Consider the following 23,264-nt stretch of genomic DNA (forward strand, 5'->3'; position numbering starts at 1 on the left):
GAGAAGACATGCTTAGAGCATTAACATTATTTTCACTTTTGACCATTGTTTCATGCGGACCGATCTCAATGGATCGACAATTTCTTGATGTTATGGGAGAGGAAGATGAAGGATTCTCACTATTTAGCCCAGGTAAGGCGTTTGATACTGTTGGGGGAGACCCTAGCTATGTGCAGTACTCTAAAGATGAAATGATGAAAAGAACACCATCAAGTGAAGAAGATTACCCTTCATGGTCTCAAGAAAAACGATTGAAAATGGAGCTACAGGGTAAGCTCGATAGTATGCGTCCAGAGGATCGTGAAGCATTCCGTCGAAAAGAGAGGATGTTTGATAATGACTCTCAAAAACTATACTACCTAACATTAACAAGAGCAGAGCAGCAAGAATATGGAAGAACCCTCGTTCGATATGAGAAGCAGAGGAAATTTGAGGCCAGAAAGCCTGCATCAATTTTTCGCTATTCTCCAAGAGCTCAGGCTCACCGCGAAATTGCAATGGGGATGGACAAGAAGAATGTAATTGATCGCTGGGGAAACCCACATCGTGTTGACACAGCAGGTAACCCACAGCTTGAAAATGAGCGTTGGACCTTCTTTGAAAACGGTGAGCGTAAATTTGTCTACTTTAGCCAAGGAAAGGTTGAAGGCTGGTCTCTCGAGTAGGGAAAGCAATCTTCAGGGGAGTATAATAAATATTTAATATTATTACTTCTAGCGGTTGATATCGCTGTATATTTGAGTTAAAAAAGTCATTCATTGGGAGAGGAAATGGCCAAAAATATATATTCAATGACTGGCTTTGGTAAGGCCGAAGCGGGAAGTGAAAGCCTTCAAGTTACAGTTGAAATCAAGACAGTAAATCATCGCTTTAAAGATATTCGATTTAAGATGTCATCACTTTTTAATAGTGTTGAACTTGAAATGAGAAATCTCATTGCGCAAAATTTTAAACGTGGAAGCTTTGATATAAACGTAAGCTATAAAAGGCTTGAAGCGAAATCTCGTTTTGATGATATTGATACTGAAAAAGTGAACGCATTTATAACTTCGATGAAACATCTAGCAGACAAGAATGATGTTCAACTCGATATAAAACCAACTGATTTTTTACGTAATGAATTTATGAAAGAAGTCGATGAGTCTTCTATTGATGAGATGAATGTTTTTGCCATCGATGCCCTTAAGGGAGCGATTGAGAACTTAAAAGAATCACGTAAGATTGAAGGTCAAAAAATGGTCGATGTTATTAAAAAACATCAGCAATCTTATGAAGAGTTTTTTAAAGTAGTTAATGATAAGTCAGATGATTTTCAAGCGGCCGTAAAGGAAAGACTTGAGAAGAGATTTGAAGAATATAAAACGGCGATGCCTGTTGATGAACCTCGCTTTATGCAAGAAGTAATCTTCTACTTAGAGAAAATGGATATTCACGAAGAAATTAATCGTATTAATGCCCACCTATCTAAGTTAAATGACCTGCTAACAAAAGGCGGGGAAGTTGGACGCCAAATTGATTTTCTTATTCAAGAGCTTAACCGCGAAACTAATACAACGGGATCGAAGTCAACACTACAGGAGATCTCTGAAGCCGTTGTTCAAATGAAGGTTCAGCTAGAAAAGATTCGAGAGCAAGGTTTAAACCTCGAGTAGTATTATGAGTGAAGGTAAAATTATAGTTATTGTTGCACCATCTGGATCAGGAAAATCAACTCTGATTAAGAGGATTAAAAATGAATTCCATGATCTCCTGGAGTCGGTTTCTTTTACGACAAGAAAGGCCCGTGAAGGTGAGGAGCATGGTAAGCACTATAACTTTATATCAGAAGAAGAGTTTCTTGCTATGAAGAAGCAAGATGCATTTTTAGAATGGGCAAAAGTTCATGGTAATTACTATGGAACTTCTAAAGACTTTGTCGAGAACGAAATTGCTCAAGGGCATAATCTTCTTTTTGATCTAGATGTTCAAGGAACTGACTCATTCAAGGAATATTTTGGTGATCGTGCACGTGTGATATTTATTGCTCCACCAAGTGTTGAAGCATTGGAGCAGAGACTTCGTGGCCGTGGCACGGAGACAGATGAAAGTTTAAATATTCGTCTTGATAATGCAAAACGCGAATTACTTAGAAAGAATGATTACGATTATCTTGTGGTTAATGATGACCTTGAGACTGCATATATTGAATTAAAAGATATTTTTGAAGGAATCTTAAGAAAGTAATGTACCAGCAACTCGATTTCGCCCATGAGCGCGAATTAAATATTGATGAACTTTGTCGACGTGTCGAAACTTATTATCCAGACGCGAATTTCACTCTTTTAAGAAAAGCTTATCTCTTTGCAGAAAAGTCCCATGAGGGACAGATGCGAAGTTCTGGAGAGAAGTATATCATTCACCCGCTGAATGTTGCTGCTACTCTTGTTAAGCTTCATATGGATCTTGATACGATTATCGCAGGCCTTCTTCATGATGTTGTTGAAGACTGTAGTGTTACTCCTGAAGAGATTGAAAAAGAATTTACGACTGAGATCGCGCAAATTGTTGTAGGTCTAACTAAGATCTCTAAAATGAAATTTAAGTCAAAGGAACAATCGCAAGCGGAAAACTTCCGTAAGATGGTTGTTGCCATGGCACAAGACCTGCGAGTTATTATTGTTAAGCTTGCAGATCGTATGCACAATATGAAAACGCTTCAGTATGTTCGTGAAGAAAAACAAAAGCGAATTGCTGAAGAAACTCTTGATATCTACGTACCACTAGCTTCTAGGCTCGGTATCAACTCGGTAAAGATTGAACTAGAAGACATCTGTCTTCGCTACCTTCACCCTGATGTTTATTATCGTTTGGCCGAAAAAGTTGCGATGAAGAAGAGTGATCGCGAAACTTATATTGGTGACACAATTGGTGTCGTAACAGAGAAGCTTTTTGAATACTCAGTAAAAGCCGATATTACAGGACGCTCAAAACACTTCTATTCAATTTATAAAAAGATGGTTTCACGCGGTGTGGATTTTGAACAAATTCACGATATCTTAGCATTTAGAATCATCGTTAATAATATTACTGAATGTTATAAGGCCCTTGGAGTTATTCACTCGGCATTTACACCGATCCCAGGACGCTTCAAAGATTATATTGCAATCCCAAAGGTTAACAACTACCAGTCTCTTCACACGACGGTCGTTGGACCTAAGGCAGAGAGAATTGAAATTCAAATTCGTACTCAAGAGATGCATGAAGTTGCGGAACGAGGGATTGCTGCTCACTGGAAGTATAAAGAAGGGATGTCATCAGGTAAGACTAAACTTGATTGGGTACAAGAACTTCTTGAATATAATAAGGACACAGATAATAGTTCTGAATTCATGTCTCATGTTAAGAATGATCTTGATGTAGGCGGTGTCTTTGTTTTCACACCAAATGGTGATGTATTTGAACTTCAAGATAATTCGACTCCACTAGATTTTGCATACCGTGTCCACACTGATATTGGACACCGTTGTGTGGGAGCGAAAGTTAATGGAAGAATGGTACCATTAAAGTACGTTCTTCGTTCAGGTGATACAATTGAGATTCTTACATCAAAGACTCAAACTCCTAATAAAGATTGGTTAAATATTGTTAAGTCTTCTAAGGCAAAGGCAAAGATTAAGTCTTGGCTGCTTAAGGCCGAAAGAGAGCGCAATATTGAAGTTGGTAAGGAAACTCTTGATAAGGCATTCAAGGTTCTTGGTACGACTCTAAAAGCAGTTTTAAAACGTAATGATCTTGATTATGCGAAAGAAAATCTGACTAACGTTAAAACTTATAGTGAAATCTACAATAATGTCGGCGCTGGGAAATTACATGTTGATAAAGTTATCGAATGTATTCCAGGTCTAAAAGATGAAAAAGTTGATGATGCAAAGAAGAAAGAAATCTCTTCACTTACTTCAACTATTTCTCGTACTGCTAAAAAGCGTGCTCACAAAGATAATGCCGTTATCGTTGATGGAATGGACGACCTCATGGTTCGTATGGCCCGTTGTTGTAACCCTATTCCAGGGGACCCAATTATTGGTTATATCACTCGAGGACGTGGAATTACGATTCACCGTTCAGACTGTACACGTTACGATGTAGGTGATGTCGGGAGACAAATTGCCGTTGAATGGAATGAGAACTTCACGTTTAAGCACCCTGTAAATATTCATGTTCTAACACATGATAGGCCAGGTATTCTTTCAATGATTTCTAAGGAAATTGGAAACCTTGGCGTAAATATTCGCTCGGCCATGGCCAAGTCAACTCAAGATCGAAAAGGTAGCCTTATTTTTGAAGTAGAGGTTAAGGATTATTCTGAACTACTTAAAACAATTTCGGGACTTGAAGCACTAGACTCCGTGATCTCTGTTACAAGAGGTTAAGCATAAAAAAAGGCAGGTCTTACGACCTGCTTTTTTATTTCTTATTTAAAGTATCCAATTAGAGTCTCGACTCCTTGGCCAGATCCACCTTCTTGAACAAGTGAAGGTCTAAATCCACTCGTCCATCCAAAGATATCAAAGTGTGCCCACTTAGTGTCACCAATAAATTTTTCTAGGAAGAGAGCTGCTCCAATAGATCCACCTTGAACAGTCGACATATTGTTCATGTCTGCAAAGTGCGACTTAAAACCTTTATAGTAAGGTCTATAAAGAGGCATACGCCAAGAAAGGTCTCCATTGTTTTGAGAAGCCTTTAGTAGTTTATCAGCTAGTTCATCATCGTTTGCAAACATACTCGTTACATGATCACCCATTGATACTTTTGCGGCCCCAGTTAAAGTTGCAAAATCAATTAATACTTCTGGCTTTTCTTTTTGAGTAATCGCAATATCCATTGCATCGGCAAGAGCAAGCCTTCCTTCCGCATCAGTATTACCAATTTCGACCTTTAGGCCATTTCGAGAAGTATAGATATCTCCTGGACGAGTAGCATTTTCATTAATCGAGTTCTCTGCAAGTGCGAGATAAAGGTCTACTTTTTTCTTCACACCTGAGTTCTCTAGCCACGTAGCAAATCCCATAACCGTTGCAGAACCACCCATGTCTTTTTTCATTTTACCCATACCTGCGCCACCTTTTAGATTTAGGCCACCGCAGTCAAATGTGATTCCTTTTCCAACGATTGCTGTAGGCTTGCCTTTTGCTCCCGCTGGACGGTATTGCATATGAACAATTCTTGGTGGAGTCGCAGAAGCTTGTCCAACGCTTAAGATTAGTCCGCATTTTTCTTTCTCTAATTTCTTCTCATCATAAATCGTAACTTTCATCGTTTTTGATTTTGCAAAGTGCTTCTTAACCGCGTCTGCGTAAGTTACTGGGTTTAACATATTTGCAGGAAGATTAACTAAGTGCCTTGCTGTATTAATCGATTGCGCCATTGAAAGGGCCGTATCTACTGTAGACTTCGCTACTTTCTTTGCGTCATCAAAGAATGAAATAGCACCAAGGTTTAGTTCTTCTTTAAAACGGTAAAGCGCAAGTTCAAGTCCAACGATTGCACCAGTAATCATATCTTTATCAAGTCCGTAGAAATTGATTTCAACTTTCTTAGAGCGCTCTTTAGTAATCTGACCAACAAGAGAGCCTAGTGCTTCTCTTGCAATAGAGTAGTTACTATCTGTAATAAGGTTATAGTGTTGCTCACCCTCTTTAGCTTCTTCGATAACTTTGAAGATAATAGGTCCTTCACTACCAAGGATACTAACTTCTTTTTCTTCGCCAATTCTTCCGATAATCCACTCCGGGATATGCTCAGAATGCGTAATATTACTTTCTTCTAGTGCACTTGCAGTTAGTAAGTAAACTCTCGTTACAGTTGAACGAAGTGATTTTGGGCCACTTTTCTTAGTTGCCATGATTGATGGAACGATATTCATTATTCCTCCTATTTAAATTTTAATCCTCACTGGCCAGGGCCAAGTAAGTAAGTGTTCTGAAGTATTTAAATACTTCTTTGTAGATAATTTTGAGACTTCTAAGTGAATCAAGTGGTGACTTGACTCCCCAGAAATAGAACTTGTATTGATCACTATCGCGACGACGATATTCGATAATCGATTTGATTCTTAGAATATGGTAATCATGTGAAACAATCAGAACAGTATCAATATTACTCTTCTTACGAAGAGCTTGTAGAGTTTCTAAAACATTCTCATAAGTATTCTTTGCATTGTAATCGATATCAAGAAAATCGTGATTAATCTCATCTGTAATTTGATGACTTTGAATTAAAGTACTAACACTATTTTTTGTGTGCACTCCTGAAATTAGAATATTTTCTTGATTGTATTCTTTTGCTAAGCGAATCGCTTCTTGAATACGACCTCTATCCCCAGTAAAGACAACGATGATATCTGGTCTTTTCTTATAGAAAGTTTCTTTTGTTTTAAGGTTTTCGTTTTGAGAGTAGAGGATGAGGATGTAAGAGAGAAGTGAGTAACCTAAGATAAAAATAATAAACTTGGAGAAAAGCTCGAGGGCCTTTCTCCAAGATCTAGTTTGTTTTGTCTCAAATACATACTTCTTATCAAACATAAAAAAGTGTTAATTATCCTTTAGCTGCAATAACTTCAATTTCAACAACAGCTCCCTTTGGAAGTGCTGGAACTTGAACGCAGCTTCTTGCTGGATATGGAGCTGTAAAATAAGCTTCATATGCAGCATTGACCTCACCAAAGTTAGCAAGGTCAGTAACGAAAATTGAAGTTTTAATAATGTGCTCACGAGTTAAGTTTTGTGACTCAAGTAGCCCATCAATATTCTTCATGATCTGATTTAGTTGAGGAACAAATCCTTCTTTTAGTTCACTAGTCGCTGGATCAATTCCGATTTGACCAGAAAAGAAGTATGTCCCGTTATATTCAACACCTTGTGAGTAAGTTCCTACTGCACTTGGCGCTTTATCAGTTGAAATAATATTCTTTTGAAACGTCATCTTTAACTCCTCTTAAATATCGTTTCTGTTAACTTTTTCTTCTAGAGCTCTTAATGCCGTTAGACGACAAGAATCTACGATCTCTTTTATAGAAGCAGTTCTTTGAATGATATTAACTGTCTTATTCATTGGTACAAGGATTGGTCCAATAGCAGATGCTTCTGTTAATTGAGCAAGAAGCTTGTACGAAATGTTTGCAGAGTTTAGTTCAGGGAAGATTAAAATATCTGCAGACTTATCAAGTTCACTGAAGTTGAAAAGATTTTTCATAATACCGTGGTTAACTGCAACGTCTGCTTGCATTTCACCTTCGATCTTTAGTTCTGGATATTTTTCTTTTGCCATTTTTGTAGCAAGTTTCATCTTCTTAGCATCCGGAAGCTTTGAGTCTCCAAAGTTAGAGTAGCTTAAGAAAGCAATTCTTGGATCTCTCTTCATTAGTGACTTGTAAAGTTCAGCAGTTGAGTTTGCAATCTCTACTAAATCTTCTGCAGTTGGGTCCGGTTGAACTGTTGTATCTGCTAGGAAAAGAACACGGTCTTTAAATACTAGGATGAAAACACCTGCCGCTTTTGTTCCTGGCTTCGATCCAATAACTTTTAGAATTGGAGAAAGACAGTCGCTATAGTTTAGAGATGGGCCAGCGATAAATGTATCGGCAAGACCTTTTTTAACCATCATTGAACCGTAGAAGTTTTCTTGAATCATTAAGTCTTCAGCAGCATTAAGTGAAACACCTTCTCTTTGCTTAGCTTCACAGTATTCTTTGTAGAATTCTTTAAAGTTATCAGCTTTTCTTGGACGGATGATTTCAACTTTTCCATCTAAGAACTCTTCAAGACCAAGAGACTTAATTTTTGCCTTGATATCATCTGGGTGACCAAGAAGAATTGGCTCAATAGCATTTCCATCAAGAAGTGTTTTAACTACGTTAAGGATACGAGTATTAATACCTTCAGCAAATACCATTCTAACTTTTTCACCAGTGCGCTTAATATGAGCTGCTAGACGATCACGAACAGTTTTCATGAAAGCACCACTTGCCGAAAGACGGCTAGCTAGGTGTTCAGAGTACTCGTGAAGATCAGCAATCTCTCTTCTTGCAACACCTGTATCCATTGCAGCTTTAGCAACAGCTGGAGCAACTCTCGTAAGTACACGAGTATCAAAAGGCTTAGGGATAATATAATTTTTTCCGTATTTGAAATCTTCACCTTGGTAAGCAAGTTTAACTTCATCAGGAACATCTTCTTTTGCAAGTTCTGCAAGAGCGTAAACTGCAGCAAGCTTCATTTCTTCATTAATCTTACGAGCACGTACATCTAGTGCTCCTCTAAAGATTGAAGGGAAACCAAGAACGTTATTAACTTGGTTAGGGAAGTCAGAGCGTCCTGTAGCCATAATTGCATCATCACGAACTTCTTCAACTTCACTTGGAAGAATTTCTGGATCAGGGTTTGCCATTGCAAAGATGATTGGACTTTTTGCCATTGTTTTAACCATTTCTTTCGTTAAAACACCTTTTGCTGAACAACCAATGAAGACATCGGCATCAACCATTGCATCCCCTAGAGTTCTTGCATCAGTTTCATTTGCAAATTCTTCTTTGTATTCGTTCATTCCACTTTCACGGCCTTTATAAATTACACCGCGAGAGTCTGTCATAAGTAGGTTTTCTGGCTTAACACCAAGGTGAAAGAAAAGCTTAGCACATGCCATTGATGCAGCACCAGCTCCAGAGAATACTACTTTTACTTTATCAATTTTTTTCTTAGATAATTCTAGCGCGTTGATAAAACCAGCTGCTGCGATAATTGCAGTACCATGTTGATCATCGTGAAATACTGGAATATCCATTTTTTCGATTAGTTGTTTTTCAATTTCAAAACACTCTGGTGCCTTGATATCTTCAAGGTTAACACCACCAAAAGTAGGCTCAAGTGCCTTAACAACATTTACCATTCCTTCAACAGTTGATTCTTCAACTTCAATATCGAAAACATCGATATCAGCGAAACGCTTGAAAAGAATACCTTTCCCTTCCATTACTGGCTTACCAGCAGCGGCACCGATATTTCCTAGACCAAGAACTGCTGTTCCGTTTGATACAACAGCAACTAGGTTTCCTTTTGCTGTGTACTTGTAAACATCATCAGGGTTCTTAGCAATTTCAAGACATGGATGAGCAACACCTGGAGAGTATGCTTTTGTTAAATCAGATGCTGTTAAACATGGTTTTGTTGCAACAACTTCGATTTTTCCAGGGCGACCCATTGAGTGGTAATTAAGTGCTTTTTCAATTTTTTGAGCGTCAGCGTTTGACTTATCCGTGACTTTTTTATTGTCAGTCATATGTAATCCTTTGAACTTAAAATCCTACGATATTAAGCACAAAGGATACACTTTTTGGCCCTTATCCGACTAGCTTTTTATCCCTAATTAGGTGATAAATGAGCAGAGTTAGACTAGTTGCAATAATACCAATATAAAGCTCATCAATATTAGAATAAAAGCCTGGCTTTGGTATATGACGCCACGTGCCCGTTGTTACGACACCTATCAAGCAAGCCGTTACAAACTGGTTATCACTAATTTGCTTAGGAAATAGGTAGCCATATATGACCGGCAGCAGTAGACATGATGCGGAAAAGGATCCCAAGGTCTTCCAAACAGATTTTATGTTACCTTGAAAGTATTCAGACATAATCACTGTTAAAACGGCAACAAAAATAACACCAAAGTGGTGAACCCAAACACGCCCCTTGTACTTCTTTGGAGCGAGGTCATAAGCTAGGTTTGTTCCAGCAATGAATAGATATGAATCAAGTGTTGATAATATTGTTGCAAGAATTCCTGCTAGCATAAATCCTTTTAATCCATCTGGAAGAATTTGAATTGCATAAGTTAGGTAAGCATGTGAGCTCTGTGCATCCGGAATGGCGGCTTTTGCATACATCGCTCCAAACGTTGTACAAATATCAAAACAGAACCAAATGACAGTAGAGATCAAGATTCCTTTTTTTGAAACTTCACCACTCGTGGCCGAAAAACATCGCTGATAAAAGTTTGGATCAACTAAAGTTGATAGAGCAATAAAACCCCAGACAAAAGTTGTCGCAAGTGAGTTCTTTCCAGTTAGTGACCAATAAGATTCAGGAAGATTTGCTTTTAGGTAAGGGAGTCCCCCAAATTCAAAAAATGAAAAACCAAGTACAAAAGCTACTGCAAGGCACATGACAAAGAACTGAATTAAGTCAGAGAAGACAACTGATCTCAATCCTCCCCACATCGAGTAGAGAACAACAAAACCAACCCCTAGGGAAGTGTTTAGTAATAGAGTTCCACCAAAGATTAGTTGAAGAAAAATCCCTAAACTTATTCCATAAGCAATTGGGAGTACATTAAAGAAATTAAAGATTGCTGTGAGCTTTGCAGAGCGTGGCCCAAACATCTTTCCAACTAAATCTGGTAAAGTAACAGCACGGTAAGGCTCAATTTTCTTGATTAGAAAAAATGCAAAAATAATATAGGCTACATACCAGAAAACACCCTGAGTGATGAAATTGTAGATACCTTGATTAAAGGCGATTTCAGTAACACCAAAAATTCCACCATACCAAGTTGCAACAAGTGTTGCGACAAAAAGTGGCAAAGTAAGTCTTCTTCCCATAATTAGTAAATCAAGGAAGGTCTCTTTTTCGGTGGATTTTTTCATGCGATATTGGCCGTAAATCACACTCGCTAATGTTAAACCTAAAATGGCAAAAAATATAAATAAGTCTAAAGATGATAGACTTTGAAATAAATCAATACTGCTCTTCATATAGTCTCCGATTATGAAGTATGATATAGTATAGAAATTATAAATCAACCTTCAGGAACTCTTGTTATGACAATAACTCAACTGGAATATGTATTAGCAGTCGATAAACACCGTCACTTCAGAAAAGCATCTGAAGAGTGTCATGTTTCTCAACCAACATTGAGTATGCAAATTCAAAAGTTAGAAGATAGCTTAGGATTTGTTATTTTTGATCGCTCTAAGAATCCTATTGTTCCAACGATTGAAGGTGAAACTTTTATTGCACAAGCAAGAGTTGTTAATAAAGAATTTAAAAAATTAAAAGATATTGCAAGTGATCCAATCGTAGGTATAGAAGGTGAATTCAAGCTTGGAGTTATTCCAACTCTCGCACCGTACCTCGTACCACTTTTTTTAAGTCGCTTTGTTAAAGAATTTCCAAAAGTCGACCTTATCATTGAAGAGAGAACAACTGAAGAGATCATCGAAAAACTTGATCGCGATGAATTGGATGCAGGACTTCTTGTCACTCCACTTCACAATAATCAGCTAATTGAAAGAGTGTTATTCTATGAACCACTCTATGGATTTATAGCAAAAGATCACGAGTTATTTCACAAGAGCCAGCTCGAATTCTCAGATCTCGACAAAGATGGCCTATGGCTTTTACAAGAAGGGCACTGTCTTCGTGGCCAGGTCCTAAATCTTTGTCAGAAAGTAAAAGGCTTTCAACACTTTGAAAGTGGTTCTCTTGAAACAATTAAGAACCTTGTGGCCAAAGATAGCGGTTATACAATCATTCCACACCTGGATATGTTAGATCTAACAGGGACTCGTAAGAAAATGATCCGCTCATTCACTCCACCTGTTCCAACTCGCGAAGTTTCAATAGTTTATGGCCGTATTTTCTACAAAGAGAAGGTTATTGATGCACTTGAAGGACTAATCCTAAAAGTTATTCCTAAAGAGCTAAAAAGCTATAAGAATGCAGATGTTTCAATAATTCCTATTGATTAGGTGACATTTTAGCACCGCTATTTCTTGTCATTTTTAATTCATTTCTTACATTTGCTTAACTTTAAGCATTATTGACCTATAAAAAAGACACCTAGGTTCTTAAATCATGTTTATTTTCTTATAAATTACTCAATCAACAAGTTCACAAAAGGACTTGAAGAATTCCATAAGGAAGATTGGAGGAGAGGGTAATGTCAGTAAGAAGTTCCATGTTTTTATTAGTAGTTGTTTCCACATTCTTAACAGTTTCATGTGGCCAAGGTGTTCCTGCTTCATCAAACGCAGATGTTTCGACAGGCTCAATCATCGTTGGTGATGTTAACTGGCAAGAAGTAATTGCTTTTGATGAATCATCAGAAGTTAGAAAGAATTCAAAAGCGGTAGCTGACATTCAATTTTCAAATACTGGCCGTTGTACTGGTTTCTTAATCTCAGACAATATTTTAATGACAAACCATCACTGCATCACTAGTGCTGCTGATGTTGTAGGAATGAAAGTTTTTATGAAACACGAAAAAGGTGTTTCAAAGTCTAACCAAGGTGAAATCAAATGTAGTGAATTTATCGGTAATGATGAGGAACTAGATTTTGCACTTGTTAAGTGTGAGGGAACTCCTGGACAGACATATGGTAAGGTTGAATTAGATACAACTGAGCCAGTAGAAGGTGATAGTGTTTATGTTATCCACCAAAATTGTGATTACTACACAGACTATGATTGTGACTGGACGAAGAAGGTTTCTGAAGGGAAAGTTGTTGGCCTAAGAGGAGATGTTCTATATGATGCGGATACATTGGGAGGATCTTCAGGTTCACCAGTATTTAGCGCAGACTCTGACAAGGTATATGCAATCCACCACGCTGGTTACGGCGGATGGGGAGGACGCGGAGTTTACAATGGTGCAGTATCAATGAGTCGAATTGTTCCTTTCATCTTAGAAAACTTCCCAAGTGTTTTAGCACAAGATCAAGATGATAGTGATTCTTCTGATACACCAAGCTCTGATAATAATACTGCTGAAACGGCAACTGAGTTAGGATCAAGTTTCTCTCAAAATGTTGAAATCGATAGCGAAGAAGATGTTGATTTTTACAAAGCAGAAATGAAGGCCGGTGAAGTATTAGACTTTAAAATCTTTTTCTCTCATAGTGAAGGTGATCTAGACTTTGAAGTTTTAAAGAAAATGGGATCAAGTTATAAAGTTGTATCTCGTAAAGAATCTTCAAGTGACAATGAAGCAGTAAGGCTAAAAGTTAACTCTTCAAATACTTACTATATCAAAGTTTACGGTTATAAAGGGGCCAAGGCTCAATACAAAGTAGAATTTAAAAAATAAATAATAAGGCCTCCAATCGGAGGCCTTTCTTATAGCTTCATTTTCAAAAAATTTAAAATACGATGTTCATACCAATAATATTTTTCAGAGGGAGATTTTATAAACCCTACGTGACCACCATTTTTTGGTACTTCGAGGTATAAATTACTTTTCCTTTGGGCCAATTCATATGGATAACTTTCTTCCGATAAGAATGGGTCATCATAGGCGTTAAGAATATAAAATGGGACACGAATTTTTTCCAAGTGACTAATTGGTGAAGCTTCTTCTCTATAGTGATTACCGTCACGATAGCCATAGATAGGCGCCGTAACATACTCATCAAAATCATCAATATGTTTAATACTTTTCACCTTATCTAGATCAACAGGAAGTTCCATAACCTTGGCTTTCTCGATCACTTTCTTTCTCATGGAATAAACAAAAACATGACGATAGATATGACGTGAAATTTCAGTTTTTAATTTCACTGAGCATCCATTTAAGTCCATTGGTGAAGAAAGAATAAAGCCGCGATAAATCTTATGATTAACAACCTCGGGGTGTCTTCCTAGATAATTTGCAGTAATTGCACCACCTAGACTAATTCCCATTAAAGAGACATGCTCATATTCGTCAGAAACATTATCGACGAGAAATTTTAAGTCGTGATAGTCTTGAGCATTGTAAAACTTTTTAGTTCGATTTAGTGCTCCACCGCACGAGCGCATATCCCAGGAAATGACATCATAACCATGAGAATTGAATTTTTTCATCATGTCCACAATATAGCGGTCTCGACCATTTCCTTCTAAACCGTGGGAGATGATGATGAGATGTTTGTTTTCAAGTGGAGAATTTGTTGTTGATCTATAGTAGCGTAGAAAGTCTCCATCTGGAGTTGTCAGTGTTCGCTTCTCAAATTTATGTCTAGGGGTTCTTCTTATAAAGAATGGGATGATCGTTTGTAAGTGACCATTTTGTAGAGACTGATGACAAGTGTATCTTGATTCGATGACAGGCATTACGCTTCCTCCATCTCAATATTATAACGCAAAATGTGGAAATAAAAAAAGGAGGTCAATGACCTCCTTTCTTATGAATTTATCTAAAAATTAGTTTAGAAAATTAATTAAAGTAGTTCTTTAGGAACACCTTTCGGAATAGCGCTTAGAAGCTTCTTCGTATACTCATCTTGTGGGTTACGATAAACCTCGTGTGCTGGTCCGTACTCAACAATCTTACCTTTGTTCATAACACCGATTTCATCCGAGATGTACTTAACTACAGATAAGTCGTGTGAAATGAAGATATAAGTTAGACCTAGTTCATCTTGAAGATCTTGAAGTAGGTTAAGTACTTGCGCTTGAACCGATACATCTAGTGCAGATACTGACTCGTCACAGATGATAAACTCTGGCTTAAGAGATAGGGCACGTGCAATACAGATACGTTGACGTTGACCACCAGAGAACTCATGTGGGTAACGATTAAGGTGATCACCTCTAAGTCCTACTTTTTCAAGAAGATCAGCTGCTACAGCATATCTTTCTTTCTTTGATCCACCAATTCCGTGAATTACCATTGGTTCTGTTACGATATCACCAATAGTCATACGTGGGTTTAGAGAAGAGTATGGATCTTGGAAAATGATTTGCATTCTCTCACGCATCTCTCTCATTTCTTTTTTATTTAAATTAGTAACGTTAATTCCGTCATAAATAACTTCACCAGCAGTTGGCTCAAGTAGTCTTAGGATTGTACGACCAAGAGTTGTCTTACCACATCCAGATTCACCAACTAGACCAAGAGTACGACCTTTTCTAACTTGAATCGTTACATCGTCAACGGCCTTAAACCAGTCAACAGTACGACCAAAAATACCACCTTTAATAGGGAAGTGCTTGTTGAAGTTTTTAACTTCTAGAAGAACTGGATTATCTGTTTCGTTAATTGCTCTTGGTTTTTTCATTTCAAGGCTTGAAACATCAATATCTTCTTTTGCATTTAAGAAGTCATCTACAGTTAAAAGTCTAACTGGGTTTTCATCTAGACTTGGACGACAAGCTAGAAGTCCCTTTGTATATGGGTGTTGTGGATTTTCAAAAAGTGCTTTTGTTGTATTTTGCTCAACTAGGTCACCTCTAAACATAACCGCAACTTCATCAGCGATATCAGCAATTACTGCTAAATCGTGAGTGATGAATAGCATACTCATGTTGTGTCTTCTTTGAAGATCAAACATTAGTTCAAGAACTTGCTTTTGGATTGTAACGTCAAGAGCAGTTGTCGGCTCGTCACAAATTAGAAGTTCAGGCTCACATGCCATTGCCATCGCAATCATTACACGCTGCTTTTGACCACCTGACATTTGGTGTGGATATTTATCTACTGATTCTTTAGGAGAAGGAATACCTACTTCTTCATATAATTCGATTGTTCTCTTACGAGCTTCCTCTTTAGTCATTCCTTGGTGAAGCATAAGAACTTCATCAATTTGATTACCTGTTGTGAATACAGGGTTTAGAGAAGTCATTGGCTCTTGAAAGATCATTGCAATCTTATTACCACGAAGTTGTCTCATTCTTTCATTAGAAGCCTTAGTTAAGTCTTCACCATTAAAAAGAATTTCACCTTCACTGATTCTTCCAGGAGGGTTAGGAATAAGTCCCATAATTGCTAAAGATGTTACTGACTTACCTGAACCAGATTCACCAACAAGCCCAACAGTTTTTCCTCTTGGAATACTTAGGTTTAAGCTTTTTACGGCCTTAACTCTTTCATCTTCTGTTTGAAATTCAACTGTAAGGTTTTTAATTTCCAGCATATTCTCTGCCATAGCATCTCACTTTTTAAACAATATTGATCAATTCTTGATTATAATAAAATCTTTTTGAAATCTTAATAGTAACTTAAATTTGTACCACTAACGACACATTATTTCACGACTTAATTCATCAAAAAATCTCGACAATTTACATGATTTCAGTAGCTTAGTATTCTACATACTTACGAATTTGCTCTGTAAGGCCTTGTTGCGTTGTGACAATCTGCTCGCTATAAGCTTTTAAATCATCATTATTTAGACTTTCTACTTGAAAAGGCTGACCGTAAGCAACGTAGATACGCCCAAAAGGTTTAGGAATTTTTGTTTTATCCCAGCTCTTACTGATGCAAAAGCGGCGAGTGGAAATAGATTGAATGCAAAGTACAGGTGTTTCACATTCATGACTTACAACGAGGATGCCTTTTTTTGGGACATAGCTTGGCCCGCGCGGTCCATCGACTGTAATAGCAGAATTAAGTCTGCTCTCATTTATTTGTTCGATCATAGATTGTAGTGCTTTTGCTCCTCCACGTGATGAACTTCCACGAGTTGGACTAAATCCTAATTTTGCAATTGTGTCTGCAGCTAGGCTTCCATCTTTTGATTGAGATGCCATTGTAATAAGTCCCGTATCAAGTTCTGTTAAAACTGAAGTCGGGTAATGCTCATGCCATACGGCCAGGGCGTAATTTCCATGATTTCCCATTTGTTTTGCCAGATCTAAGTTCTCAGGATTTAAAACAACAATTTTTGATGTGAACTTAACAAATCTTAGGTACCAAGAAACTAATGTAGGAACTAATTTTAATAATATAGACATTTAATCATTATCTCAAAATTAAGATTCTTCGTAAATTAAGCAATTTAAAAAAAATCGGTGTTTATAAATTAGTCAATAATCTCTCAAAAAGTACATATAATGGGCAATGATGAAGATCAGCTGACTAAATTTTTACCTACGAATTACCATCTTTTAACTTAATTAAGATGAGCGTCATCCATGAATCGACTATGATCAAATTAGAAAGAGTTCTCGACCAATTAGCTCGGGAGCTACTTGTTCTACGCTGACCATGAAGGAGGTGTTATGGCAGGTTTACGAGAAATCAAGAAACAGAGAACGAGAGAAATGATTCTAAAAAACTCAATGGAATTATTTACTCAAAAAGGGGTCGATGAAGTAGGAATGCGAGAATTGGCCCAAGTGTGTGGATTGGGGATTGGAACTTACTATAATTACTTTAAGTCGAAAGAGGATGTCATCTTCAGTCTATTTAGAGAAAATTTAAATTCTGCAATTACGAACAAGCCTTTCCGCGTTGAAGAGAATGAATCAAACGCTGATAATCTTGCAAATAATTACAAGGCGATTTTTCAAGAATTAATGATTCACAAAAATATCGCTGATGAATTTTTATCTCTTGCGTACAATACAAAGAATATGGCCGATAATGACTCAGTCGCCGCTAGGTTGACCCCACAGATTGTTGATCTTTATTGGGGATGGGTACAACCGTTGTTTAGAAGTGCTGGAATTATTATTCGCACAGAAGAGGAAGAAGGCTTTAGAAGAATGCTGTGGCATCACTTCTTATCTAGCTTTCATGCCTATACATCTTCATTTGGAGCTGAAGAGAGTATTGATTACATTCGCTTCACTTCTCGCCATCTATTAGGTGGCCTAAATTCAAATTAATAGTAAGGGAGTTACGGCTCCCTTTTTACTTTAATTAAGTCTCCTCGTTCTAGAAGCTCTCCGAAAAGTAGGATATGCCCTTTAAAAAAATATTCTCAATCATATTCTTTATCATTCTCTTACTGTCATGCCTTGATGAGGGAGTGGATTCTCCGCTAAGAGCTCCGGCAAGTATCTATCAGTATAAGGTTATCTCCTATACTTCTAGTGCAATTGAGTGTCGTGGCCATACCGATGAGAAGGATATTGAAGGAACTCTCTTAGAGACAGTTCCTCTCGGTCCACAAGGTCAGGCACCTACAAATATTTGTGGAGAAGAGTTAGGCTCTTTAAATAGTGATAAGATACGCCTTTACTAGACTTCAATGAACCAATTCTAAATTGGCACCCCTATTGCAACATAATATTTCAAATAAAAGAAATTGAACGGAGTTTCAGCCTTCTACTGACTTTATTGCTGAACAAACTTTGTACAACTGTTTAAGGAATATTATGCGAGACCTAATCTTTAAGAGTTTACTGACTACTTTATTAACAGGGGTAACTTTTGCTTATAGTGGGCAAATCCTAAAGCTTAATAAAGACAGCGTTCCAAAAGAATTTACAAAAACTCTTGAAGTATTTATCGCACAAGTTGATGAAAAGATTCCTACATCAGTAAGAGAAGCTATTGGTGAGAAAATTGAAATTACTTTCTCTGATTTTAAAGAGAATAAAAATATTAGAAGTTTTCCAAAGGATCGTTGTAACGAATCAGTTCCAGTAAAATACGGAAGTGTAAGCTACTTTGATCGCGATGAAATCAATATCTCTTCACTCTTTATAAAAGAGATTATTAACGGTGACGAGAGTGTTGAGCAGTTTAACTGTGGTCATAAGAATTATGTAAGAAAAGCACAAGCTACAATCTTGCATGAATTGGCCCACCTTTATGATCTTAAAAAAGTTAGAACAAAAGAACATAAGAAAAAAGCAAAAATTTGTCGTGATGAAAAAGAAGATCGTAATCATGTAAGTGATGAGTGTCGAGCAATTCTATCCCAAGATACGAATAGAAACTCTATTAGTGGCCTATTTTCATTTTACAAACTTGCAAACTGGAAAAAAGGATTCTTTTCTAAGAAAACGAAAAACTTATCGTCTAAAAGATCTGTCGACGCTTATGAATTTGAAAATTTAAAAGAGCATAACGCTGTAAATTTTGAATTTTTCCTAATGGATAAAGAGTACAAGTGTAGAAGACCGTCTTATTACAAGTTCTATAGTGAGCTATTAAATCATATTCCGTTTCCTAATTACGATTGCAAGATCTTTTCTGAAATCGTTTTAGATGACTTAAAAGTTACTAGAGATATCGATCCAAGTCGTGTTTACCGAATCGATTATTTACTTGCTTCAAAAGGTGACTCAATGATCTCAGGATTTGGTCACTCAATGTATCGTATTGTTCTTTGTGCACCTTTCAGAAAGAAGGTTGATGAGAAGTGTTTAAAAGACAAGCTTTATCATGTTGTTCTTTCTTACCGTGCCAATGTTACAGATATCAAAAGTGACATGTTAAAAGGTGTTCTTGGTGGATACGACTCAGTTCTATTCATGCTTTCTTTCCCTGAGGTTATTAATGAGTATAACGGAGGAGAGTTAAGGGATCTTATTAGCCAACCAATCTATTTATCTGAAGAACAAAAAACAGACTTCATCAATAAAGTGTTAGAGGTTTATTGGGAATATGAAGGTGACTATAAGTTTATCACTAATAACTGTGCTTCAGAGTCTAATGAGCTTTTTCAATCAGCTCTACCAAATAATGAATTTGCCTATGAGAGAGTAATCCTTCCTTATTCTCTGCTAGATAAATTTACTGAAAGTGAATTCTCTAAAGAAGAGGATTTAGAAGATACACAAAAAGCCCAGAAGCAAGGAATGTTCTTCCCAAGTGATATTGAACTTTTAAAAGAAGTTAAAACATCTTTATTTGGAGTTGAAGAATCAGACTACACTGTTAGAAGACGTCGTGTAGGTGGTGGCCGTGATAATAAATACAAAGAAGTAAAAAGAGAAAAATTTATTAAAGATATTTTAGAGGAATTTGATGTTGATCGTCTGTTTTCTAAATTTGAAGAATTAAATGAACTTAGCGAAACAGTTGATGTGGAAAGAAAACTTAATGATCTTTCAATCCTAACAGGTGCAATCTTTAAAATTAAACAATCTTCAATTGATGAAGAGGTTGGGAACTTCCTGGATAAGAATATGGAAGAAGAAACACCGCTTGGTCTAAGAATTAAAGAGTGGAATGAAATGAGAAAGTCTAGCCGTGTAAAGGCCAATGACTCAAGCTACGGAATTCCATTAGTCTTAAGAGACTCTGACTTTGATAGACATAATGTGAAAAGCGCTGAGTTAGAGAAGATCGAAAATCAACTACTAGAAGACGTAAAAAGTAACTATGAAAAAGAAGTTCAAGATTTAGCACGATTACTAGATCTAATTAGAAATATTCGTGATCAAGCAAGAATTATTTCAATGAAAGCATATAAATAACAAACAAAAACAAAAAACAAAAAACAAAAAAAGAGGAGAAAACTATGAAAAAACTTACTACAGCGACACTTATGACACTTATGGCACTTCAAGCAAATGCTATTGAAGTAAGAGATGCATCTCTTGGAGCATCTTCAAAGGTTTCTGAAGCTATTTATGATGCAGGAAAAAGCGCTACAGATAAAACGGTTGAAGTGGCTGACTTTACTGGTGAGCACCTAAAGGCATTTATTTCTAAGAACTTAGAGTCATCTTATAAAGCTTCTGAAAAACTAGCTAAAGAAATCGTAAAGCTATCTGAAGTATCTAAGCCAGCTTTTCGTTTTACAGCTGACGGCCTAGCAATGGTATTTGAAATCTCTGGTAAAGGGACAAAACAAACTTTAAAAGTGTCTAAGAAAATCTATATCTTCCTTGAGCCAACTCTTGAAGCAACAGGTGAATTTTTAACTGAACTTCTAGAGCTTGCATTTGAAGGAACATCAGAAGCATCAGAGCTAATTACTGACATTAATGAATTCCTTTCAAGAGTTCTTGAGAAGCCAATTGATATCACTAAGATGACTCTTGAAGAGATCTTTGAGCTAATCGGAAAAGCAAGTGAAAAGTCTACTCAAGCATCAGAGTTCCTTTTAGGTGCAGAAAACTTTGAAAAAGGTATTGAGTACTCAGGAAAAGGAATTTCTTTAACTTCAAATGGTATTGGAGCTGCGTTCTATCTTGTATCACAGGCAACTACTGGAATTTCTCAACTATTTGACTTCAATAGAAAAGAAAGAGAGCAAATTGAGCAAATGGTAGAAAGAGGTGACGTTGAAGGTCTTGCTGGGCTACGTGATCTAATTAGACACAATATCAATGAAGAAATTGTAAACGGTGAGGATCTTAATAAGCTTCTTGATGATAATGCGATCGATACTTATATCAAGCTTAGACTAACAGTTCCTAATCTTGAGAATAAGCTAGAGGAAATCTACGGACGTCAAATTGTAAAATAATAACTTTTTTAAAAAGGATTAATAATGAAAAGAACAACTTCAGCTATTTTACTTACTCTATTATCACTTAATACAGTAGGTGCCGATATTAGAGATGCTGCATTTGATGCCTCTTCAAAGGTTTCAGAAGCAATCTATGATGCGGGCAAGAGTTCAACGAGACAAACGGTAAAAGTCGCAGACTTTACTCGAGAGAAGCTGGAAGCCTTAATTTCAAAAGGGCTCCAATCTTCGTACCGTGCTTCAGAAAAAGTAGCTGAAGAAATTATTAATCTTTCAGAATTTTCTAAGCCAGCATTCCGTCTAACTGCAGACGGAATTGCTATGGTTTTTGAAGTATCTGGTAAAGCGACTAAGTCTTCAATTGAGGTAACAAGAAAGATCTATGTTTATTTAGAGCCAAGTTCTGATAAAACTGAAGAATTCTTAACTAAGATCATTGATCTTGCATTTGAGGGAACATCAGAAGCATCTGAATTGTTAACTGATATTAATGAGTTCTTATCAAGAGTTCTGGAAAAACCTCTTGATATTTCAACGATGGCAACTGAAGAAATTGCAGATCTTCTTTCAAAGGCCACAAGAATGACTCATCTTGAAAAATTAATTGAGTTAGCTCTAGATGGAACAACTAAAGGTAGTGAGTTATTGACAGATATTAATGATTTTCTATCCAGAGTTCTAGAGAAGCCTATCGATATTTCTGTTATGACTTTAGAAGAAGTATTTAAGCTAATTGAGAAGGCAAGTGTTGAGTCGTCAAAGTTAACTGAACTTCTAATTGGCGCTGATAATCTTGAGAAAGGTACTGAGTACACAGGAAAGGGAATCACTTTAACATCAGAGGGTGTTGGAGCTGCATTCTATCTTGTTTCTCAAGCAACAACTGGAATCTCTCATCTTTTTGACTTTAATAGAAAAGAGAGAGCTCAAGTTGAAGCGATGATGGAGAGAGGTGATATTGAAGGGATTGAGGGATTACGAGATCTAATTCGCTACAATATCAATCAACAGTTAGAAAATGGAGAGGACTTAAACCGTCTTTTAAATGATAACTTAATAGATACTTATATTAAGATGAAATTAACAGTACCAGAGCTAGATCAAAAGCTAGAGTCATTATACGGATTAAAATAAGAAAAAAGCCTAGGATTTCCTAGGCTTTTTTATAGTTTAAATTCTCTGTGAAAGTATTTGAAAGTTAGTCCATCGTATTGATTGAAACAACCATAGACCTTGCCATCTACAATAGCAGGAGTCGATGCTAGATCATCTCCAGCAAAGTCATAAAGCCTTCTTTTTGGCCACAGTGACTTTATCTTATTAAGTTCACTTATTTCATAAAAGTAGAGGTTTTGAATATTTTTTGAAATTAAAAAACCATTATGGATAACTGCTTTAGGCATATGAAGAGCTTCTCTGTTTTGACGAATTGAAAGAACATTATCTTGATTCATATTTTCGTCTAGAATAACAAGACCCTCAAAAGCTCTCTTCTTTGTCGAAAAGTTATAAGTCACATTATCAAGCATAACAAAGATTCGTTTGCCGTCATTATCAATACCAGTGGCAGTCGAAACTTGGCTCGAATCGTGGGGTAGGTCGAAGTTGTGAGCTGATTCTACATTATATGAAGATAGGTCGATCTTCATTAGTCCAAGTGAGCCATGAGCGATAAAAAGTTTATCATTCATTATTGTCATATCTTGTGCTGATTGATGTTTTTGTATAATTGGTAAGTGGGTTGAAGGGAAGCTTGTTACAAATTCGTAATTATTGAGATTATGTACAAATACATAATCTGGTGTCAGGATATAGAGCTTACCTTTATATTCTTTTACTGAACGTATTTCATACTTTGAAAAAATCAATCTAATTTGTTCTTCTTCAAATTTATAGAGAAATGGCCCTTTGAAAATGTAATAATTTGATCCTGATTTATAGTGGCCAGTATCACCTTTTTTAGATGCACAGAATGAATCAAGATTTCCCTCCGATGCAAATGCAATCAAAGATATAATTACGACTAGTAGTACTTGTTTCATCTTTTCCCCTAAATTTATTTAATATAATAATTATCGAGTTGTATTTCTTGTTCGTC

General features: G+C 36.6%; 20 protein-coding genes. 11 read left to right on the forward strand and 9 right to left on the reverse strand.

Going from position 1 to position 23,264, the window contains the following annotated elements; all coding sequences use genetic code 11:
* Positions 1 to 8: 8 nt before the first annotated feature.
* From ABMA70_RS11115 to ABMA70_RS11130, 4 genes are all read left to right on the forward strand, one after another.
* Positions 9 to 665, forward strand: coding sequence for a hypothetical protein (locus ABMA70_RS11115; RefSeq protein WP_103217729.1), 657 nt, complete (start codon positions 9 to 11; stop codon positions 663 to 665).
* Positions 666 to 770: 105 nt separating this feature from the next.
* The gene (locus ABMA70_RS11120) at positions 771 to 1,652 is read left to right on the forward strand and encodes a YicC/YloC family endoribonuclease (RefSeq protein ID WP_103217730.1); all 882 of its coding nucleotides are present in this window, start codon (positions 771 to 773) and stop codon (positions 1,650 to 1,652) included.
* A gap of 4 nt (positions 1,653 to 1,656) precedes the next feature.
* Positions 1,657 to 2,223: a guanylate kinase gene (gene gmk, locus ABMA70_RS11125; RefSeq protein ID WP_103217731.1), complete on the forward strand. Its 567-nt coding sequence runs from the start codon at positions 1,657 to 1,659 to the stop codon at positions 2,221 to 2,223.
* Positions 2,223 to 4,409 (forward strand): bifunctional (p)ppGpp synthetase/guanosine-3',5'-bis(diphosphate) 3'-pyrophosphohydrolase, encoded by a 2,187-nt coding sequence (locus ABMA70_RS11130; RefSeq protein ID WP_103217732.1) that lies wholly within the window; start codon positions 2,223 to 2,225, stop codon positions 4,407 to 4,409. Before gmk ends, ABMA70_RS11130 begins: the two co-directional genes overlap by 1 nt.
* Before the next feature lie 41 nt (positions 4,410 to 4,450).
* Here the strand turns inward: ABMA70_RS11130 and ABMA70_RS11135 are convergent, their stop codons facing one another.
* The 5 genes from ABMA70_RS11135 to ABMA70_RS11155 all read right to left on the reverse strand — a co-directional run bounded on the left by ABMA70_RS11135 (position 4,451) and on the right by ABMA70_RS11155 (position 10,786).
* Positions 4,451 to 5,905 carry a leucyl aminopeptidase family protein gene (locus tag ABMA70_RS11135; protein WP_392993491.1) on the reverse strand — a complete coding sequence of 485 codons (1,455 nt, stop codon included), beginning with the start codon at positions 5,903 to 5,905 and terminating at the stop codon, positions 4,451 to 4,453.
* Positions 5,906 to 5,924: 19 nt separating this feature from the next.
* Positions 5,925 to 6,563 (reverse strand): YdcF family protein, encoded by a 639-nt coding sequence (locus ABMA70_RS11140; RefSeq protein ID WP_103217734.1) that lies wholly within the window; start codon positions 6,561 to 6,563, stop codon positions 5,925 to 5,927.
* 13 nt (positions 6,564 to 6,576) lie between these two features.
* Complete coding sequence (locus ABMA70_RS11145) at positions 6,577 to 6,963, reverse strand: Rid family detoxifying hydrolase (RefSeq protein ID WP_103217735.1); 387 nt, start codon at positions 6,961 to 6,963, stop codon at positions 6,577 to 6,579.
* A gap of 12 nt (positions 6,964 to 6,975) precedes the next feature.
* The gene (locus ABMA70_RS11150; protein WP_103217736.1) at positions 6,976 to 9,315 is read right to left on the reverse strand and encodes an NADP-dependent malic enzyme; all 2,340 of its coding nucleotides are present in this window, start codon (positions 9,313 to 9,315) and stop codon (positions 6,976 to 6,978) included.
* A gap of 61 nt (positions 9,316 to 9,376) precedes the next feature.
* Entirely contained in the window at positions 9,377 to 10,786 is a 1,410-nt protein-coding gene (locus tag ABMA70_RS11155) for a sodium:solute symporter (RefSeq protein ID WP_103217737.1), read from the reverse strand.
* Positions 10,787 to 10,852: 66 nt separating this feature from the next.
* On the opposite strand from ABMA70_RS11155, the gene ABMA70_RS11160 reads away from it, so the two are divergent.
* Together ABMA70_RS11160 and ABMA70_RS11165 are read left to right on the forward strand one after the other, a co-directional pair.
* Entirely contained in the window at positions 10,853 to 11,782 is a 930-nt protein-coding gene (locus tag ABMA70_RS11160) for a LysR substrate-binding domain-containing protein (protein WP_103217738.1), read from the forward strand.
* A gap of 191 nt (positions 11,783 to 11,973) precedes the next feature.
* Complete coding sequence (locus ABMA70_RS11165) at positions 11,974 to 13,119, forward strand: serine protease (RefSeq protein ID WP_103217739.1); 1,146 nt, start codon at positions 11,974 to 11,976, stop codon at positions 13,117 to 13,119.
* A gap of 29 nt (positions 13,120 to 13,148) precedes the next feature.
* Here the strand turns inward: ABMA70_RS11165 and ABMA70_RS11170 are convergent, their stop codons facing one another.
* The 3 genes from ABMA70_RS11170 to ABMA70_RS11180 form a co-directional block, all read right to left on the reverse strand.
* Positions 13,149 to 14,123 carry a YheT family hydrolase gene (locus ABMA70_RS11170; protein WP_392993486.1) on the reverse strand — a complete coding sequence of 325 codons (975 nt, stop codon included), beginning with the start codon at positions 14,121 to 14,123 and terminating at the stop codon, positions 13,149 to 13,151.
* Positions 14,124 to 14,230: 107 nt separating this feature from the next.
* Positions 14,231 to 15,937, reverse strand: coding sequence for an ABC transporter ATP-binding protein (locus tag ABMA70_RS11175; protein ID WP_103217741.1), 1,707 nt, complete (start codon positions 15,935 to 15,937; stop codon positions 14,231 to 14,233).
* Between the two features lie 154 nt (positions 15,938 to 16,091).
* Positions 16,092 to 16,745 carry a lysophospholipid acyltransferase family protein gene (locus ABMA70_RS11180; RefSeq protein WP_103217742.1) on the reverse strand — a complete coding sequence of 218 codons (654 nt, stop codon included), beginning with the start codon at positions 16,743 to 16,745 and terminating at the stop codon, positions 16,092 to 16,094.
* 267 nt (positions 16,746 to 17,012) lie between these two features.
* Between ABMA70_RS11180 and ABMA70_RS11185 the strand changes: the two genes are divergently transcribed.
* The 5 genes from ABMA70_RS11185 (at position 17,013) to ABMA70_RS11205 (ending at position 22,300) form a co-directional block, all read left to right on the forward strand.
* Positions 17,013 to 17,621: a TetR/AcrR family transcriptional regulator gene (locus ABMA70_RS11185; protein ID WP_103217743.1), complete on the forward strand. Its 609-nt coding sequence runs from the start codon at positions 17,013 to 17,015 to the stop codon at positions 17,619 to 17,621.
* Between the two features lie 74 nt (positions 17,622 to 17,695).
* Positions 17,696 to 17,980 (forward strand): hypothetical protein, encoded by a 285-nt coding sequence (locus tag ABMA70_RS11190; protein ID WP_392993482.1) that lies wholly within the window; start codon positions 17,696 to 17,698, stop codon positions 17,978 to 17,980.
* Between the two features lie 133 nt (positions 17,981 to 18,113).
* Positions 18,114 to 20,165: a DUF4105 domain-containing protein gene (locus ABMA70_RS11195; protein ID WP_392993480.1), complete on the forward strand. Its 2,052-nt coding sequence runs from the start codon at positions 18,114 to 18,116 to the stop codon at positions 20,163 to 20,165.
* A 44-nt stretch (positions 20,166 to 20,209) separates the two neighbouring features.
* Positions 20,210 to 21,163 carry a hypothetical protein gene (locus tag ABMA70_RS11200; protein WP_392993478.1) on the forward strand — a complete coding sequence of 318 codons (954 nt, stop codon included), beginning with the start codon at positions 20,210 to 20,212 and terminating at the stop codon, positions 21,161 to 21,163.
* A 24-nt stretch (positions 21,164 to 21,187) separates the two neighbouring features.
* Positions 21,188 to 22,300, forward strand: coding sequence for a hypothetical protein (locus tag ABMA70_RS11205; protein WP_103217747.1), 1,113 nt, complete (start codon positions 21,188 to 21,190; stop codon positions 22,298 to 22,300).
* Positions 22,301 to 22,329: 29 nt separating this feature from the next.
* Here the strand turns inward: ABMA70_RS11205 and ABMA70_RS11210 are convergent, their stop codons facing one another.
* Positions 22,330 to 23,208 (reverse strand): hypothetical protein, encoded by an 879-nt coding sequence (locus tag ABMA70_RS11210; RefSeq protein WP_103217748.1) that lies wholly within the window; start codon positions 23,206 to 23,208, stop codon positions 22,330 to 22,332.
* Positions 23,209 to 23,264 lie beyond the last annotated feature (56 nt).

Source organism: Halobacteriovorax sp. XZX-3 (genome assembly GCF_043196495.1).
Lineage (GTDB): Bacteria > Bdellovibrionota > Bacteriovoracia > Bacteriovoracales > Bacteriovoracaceae > Halobacteriovorax_A.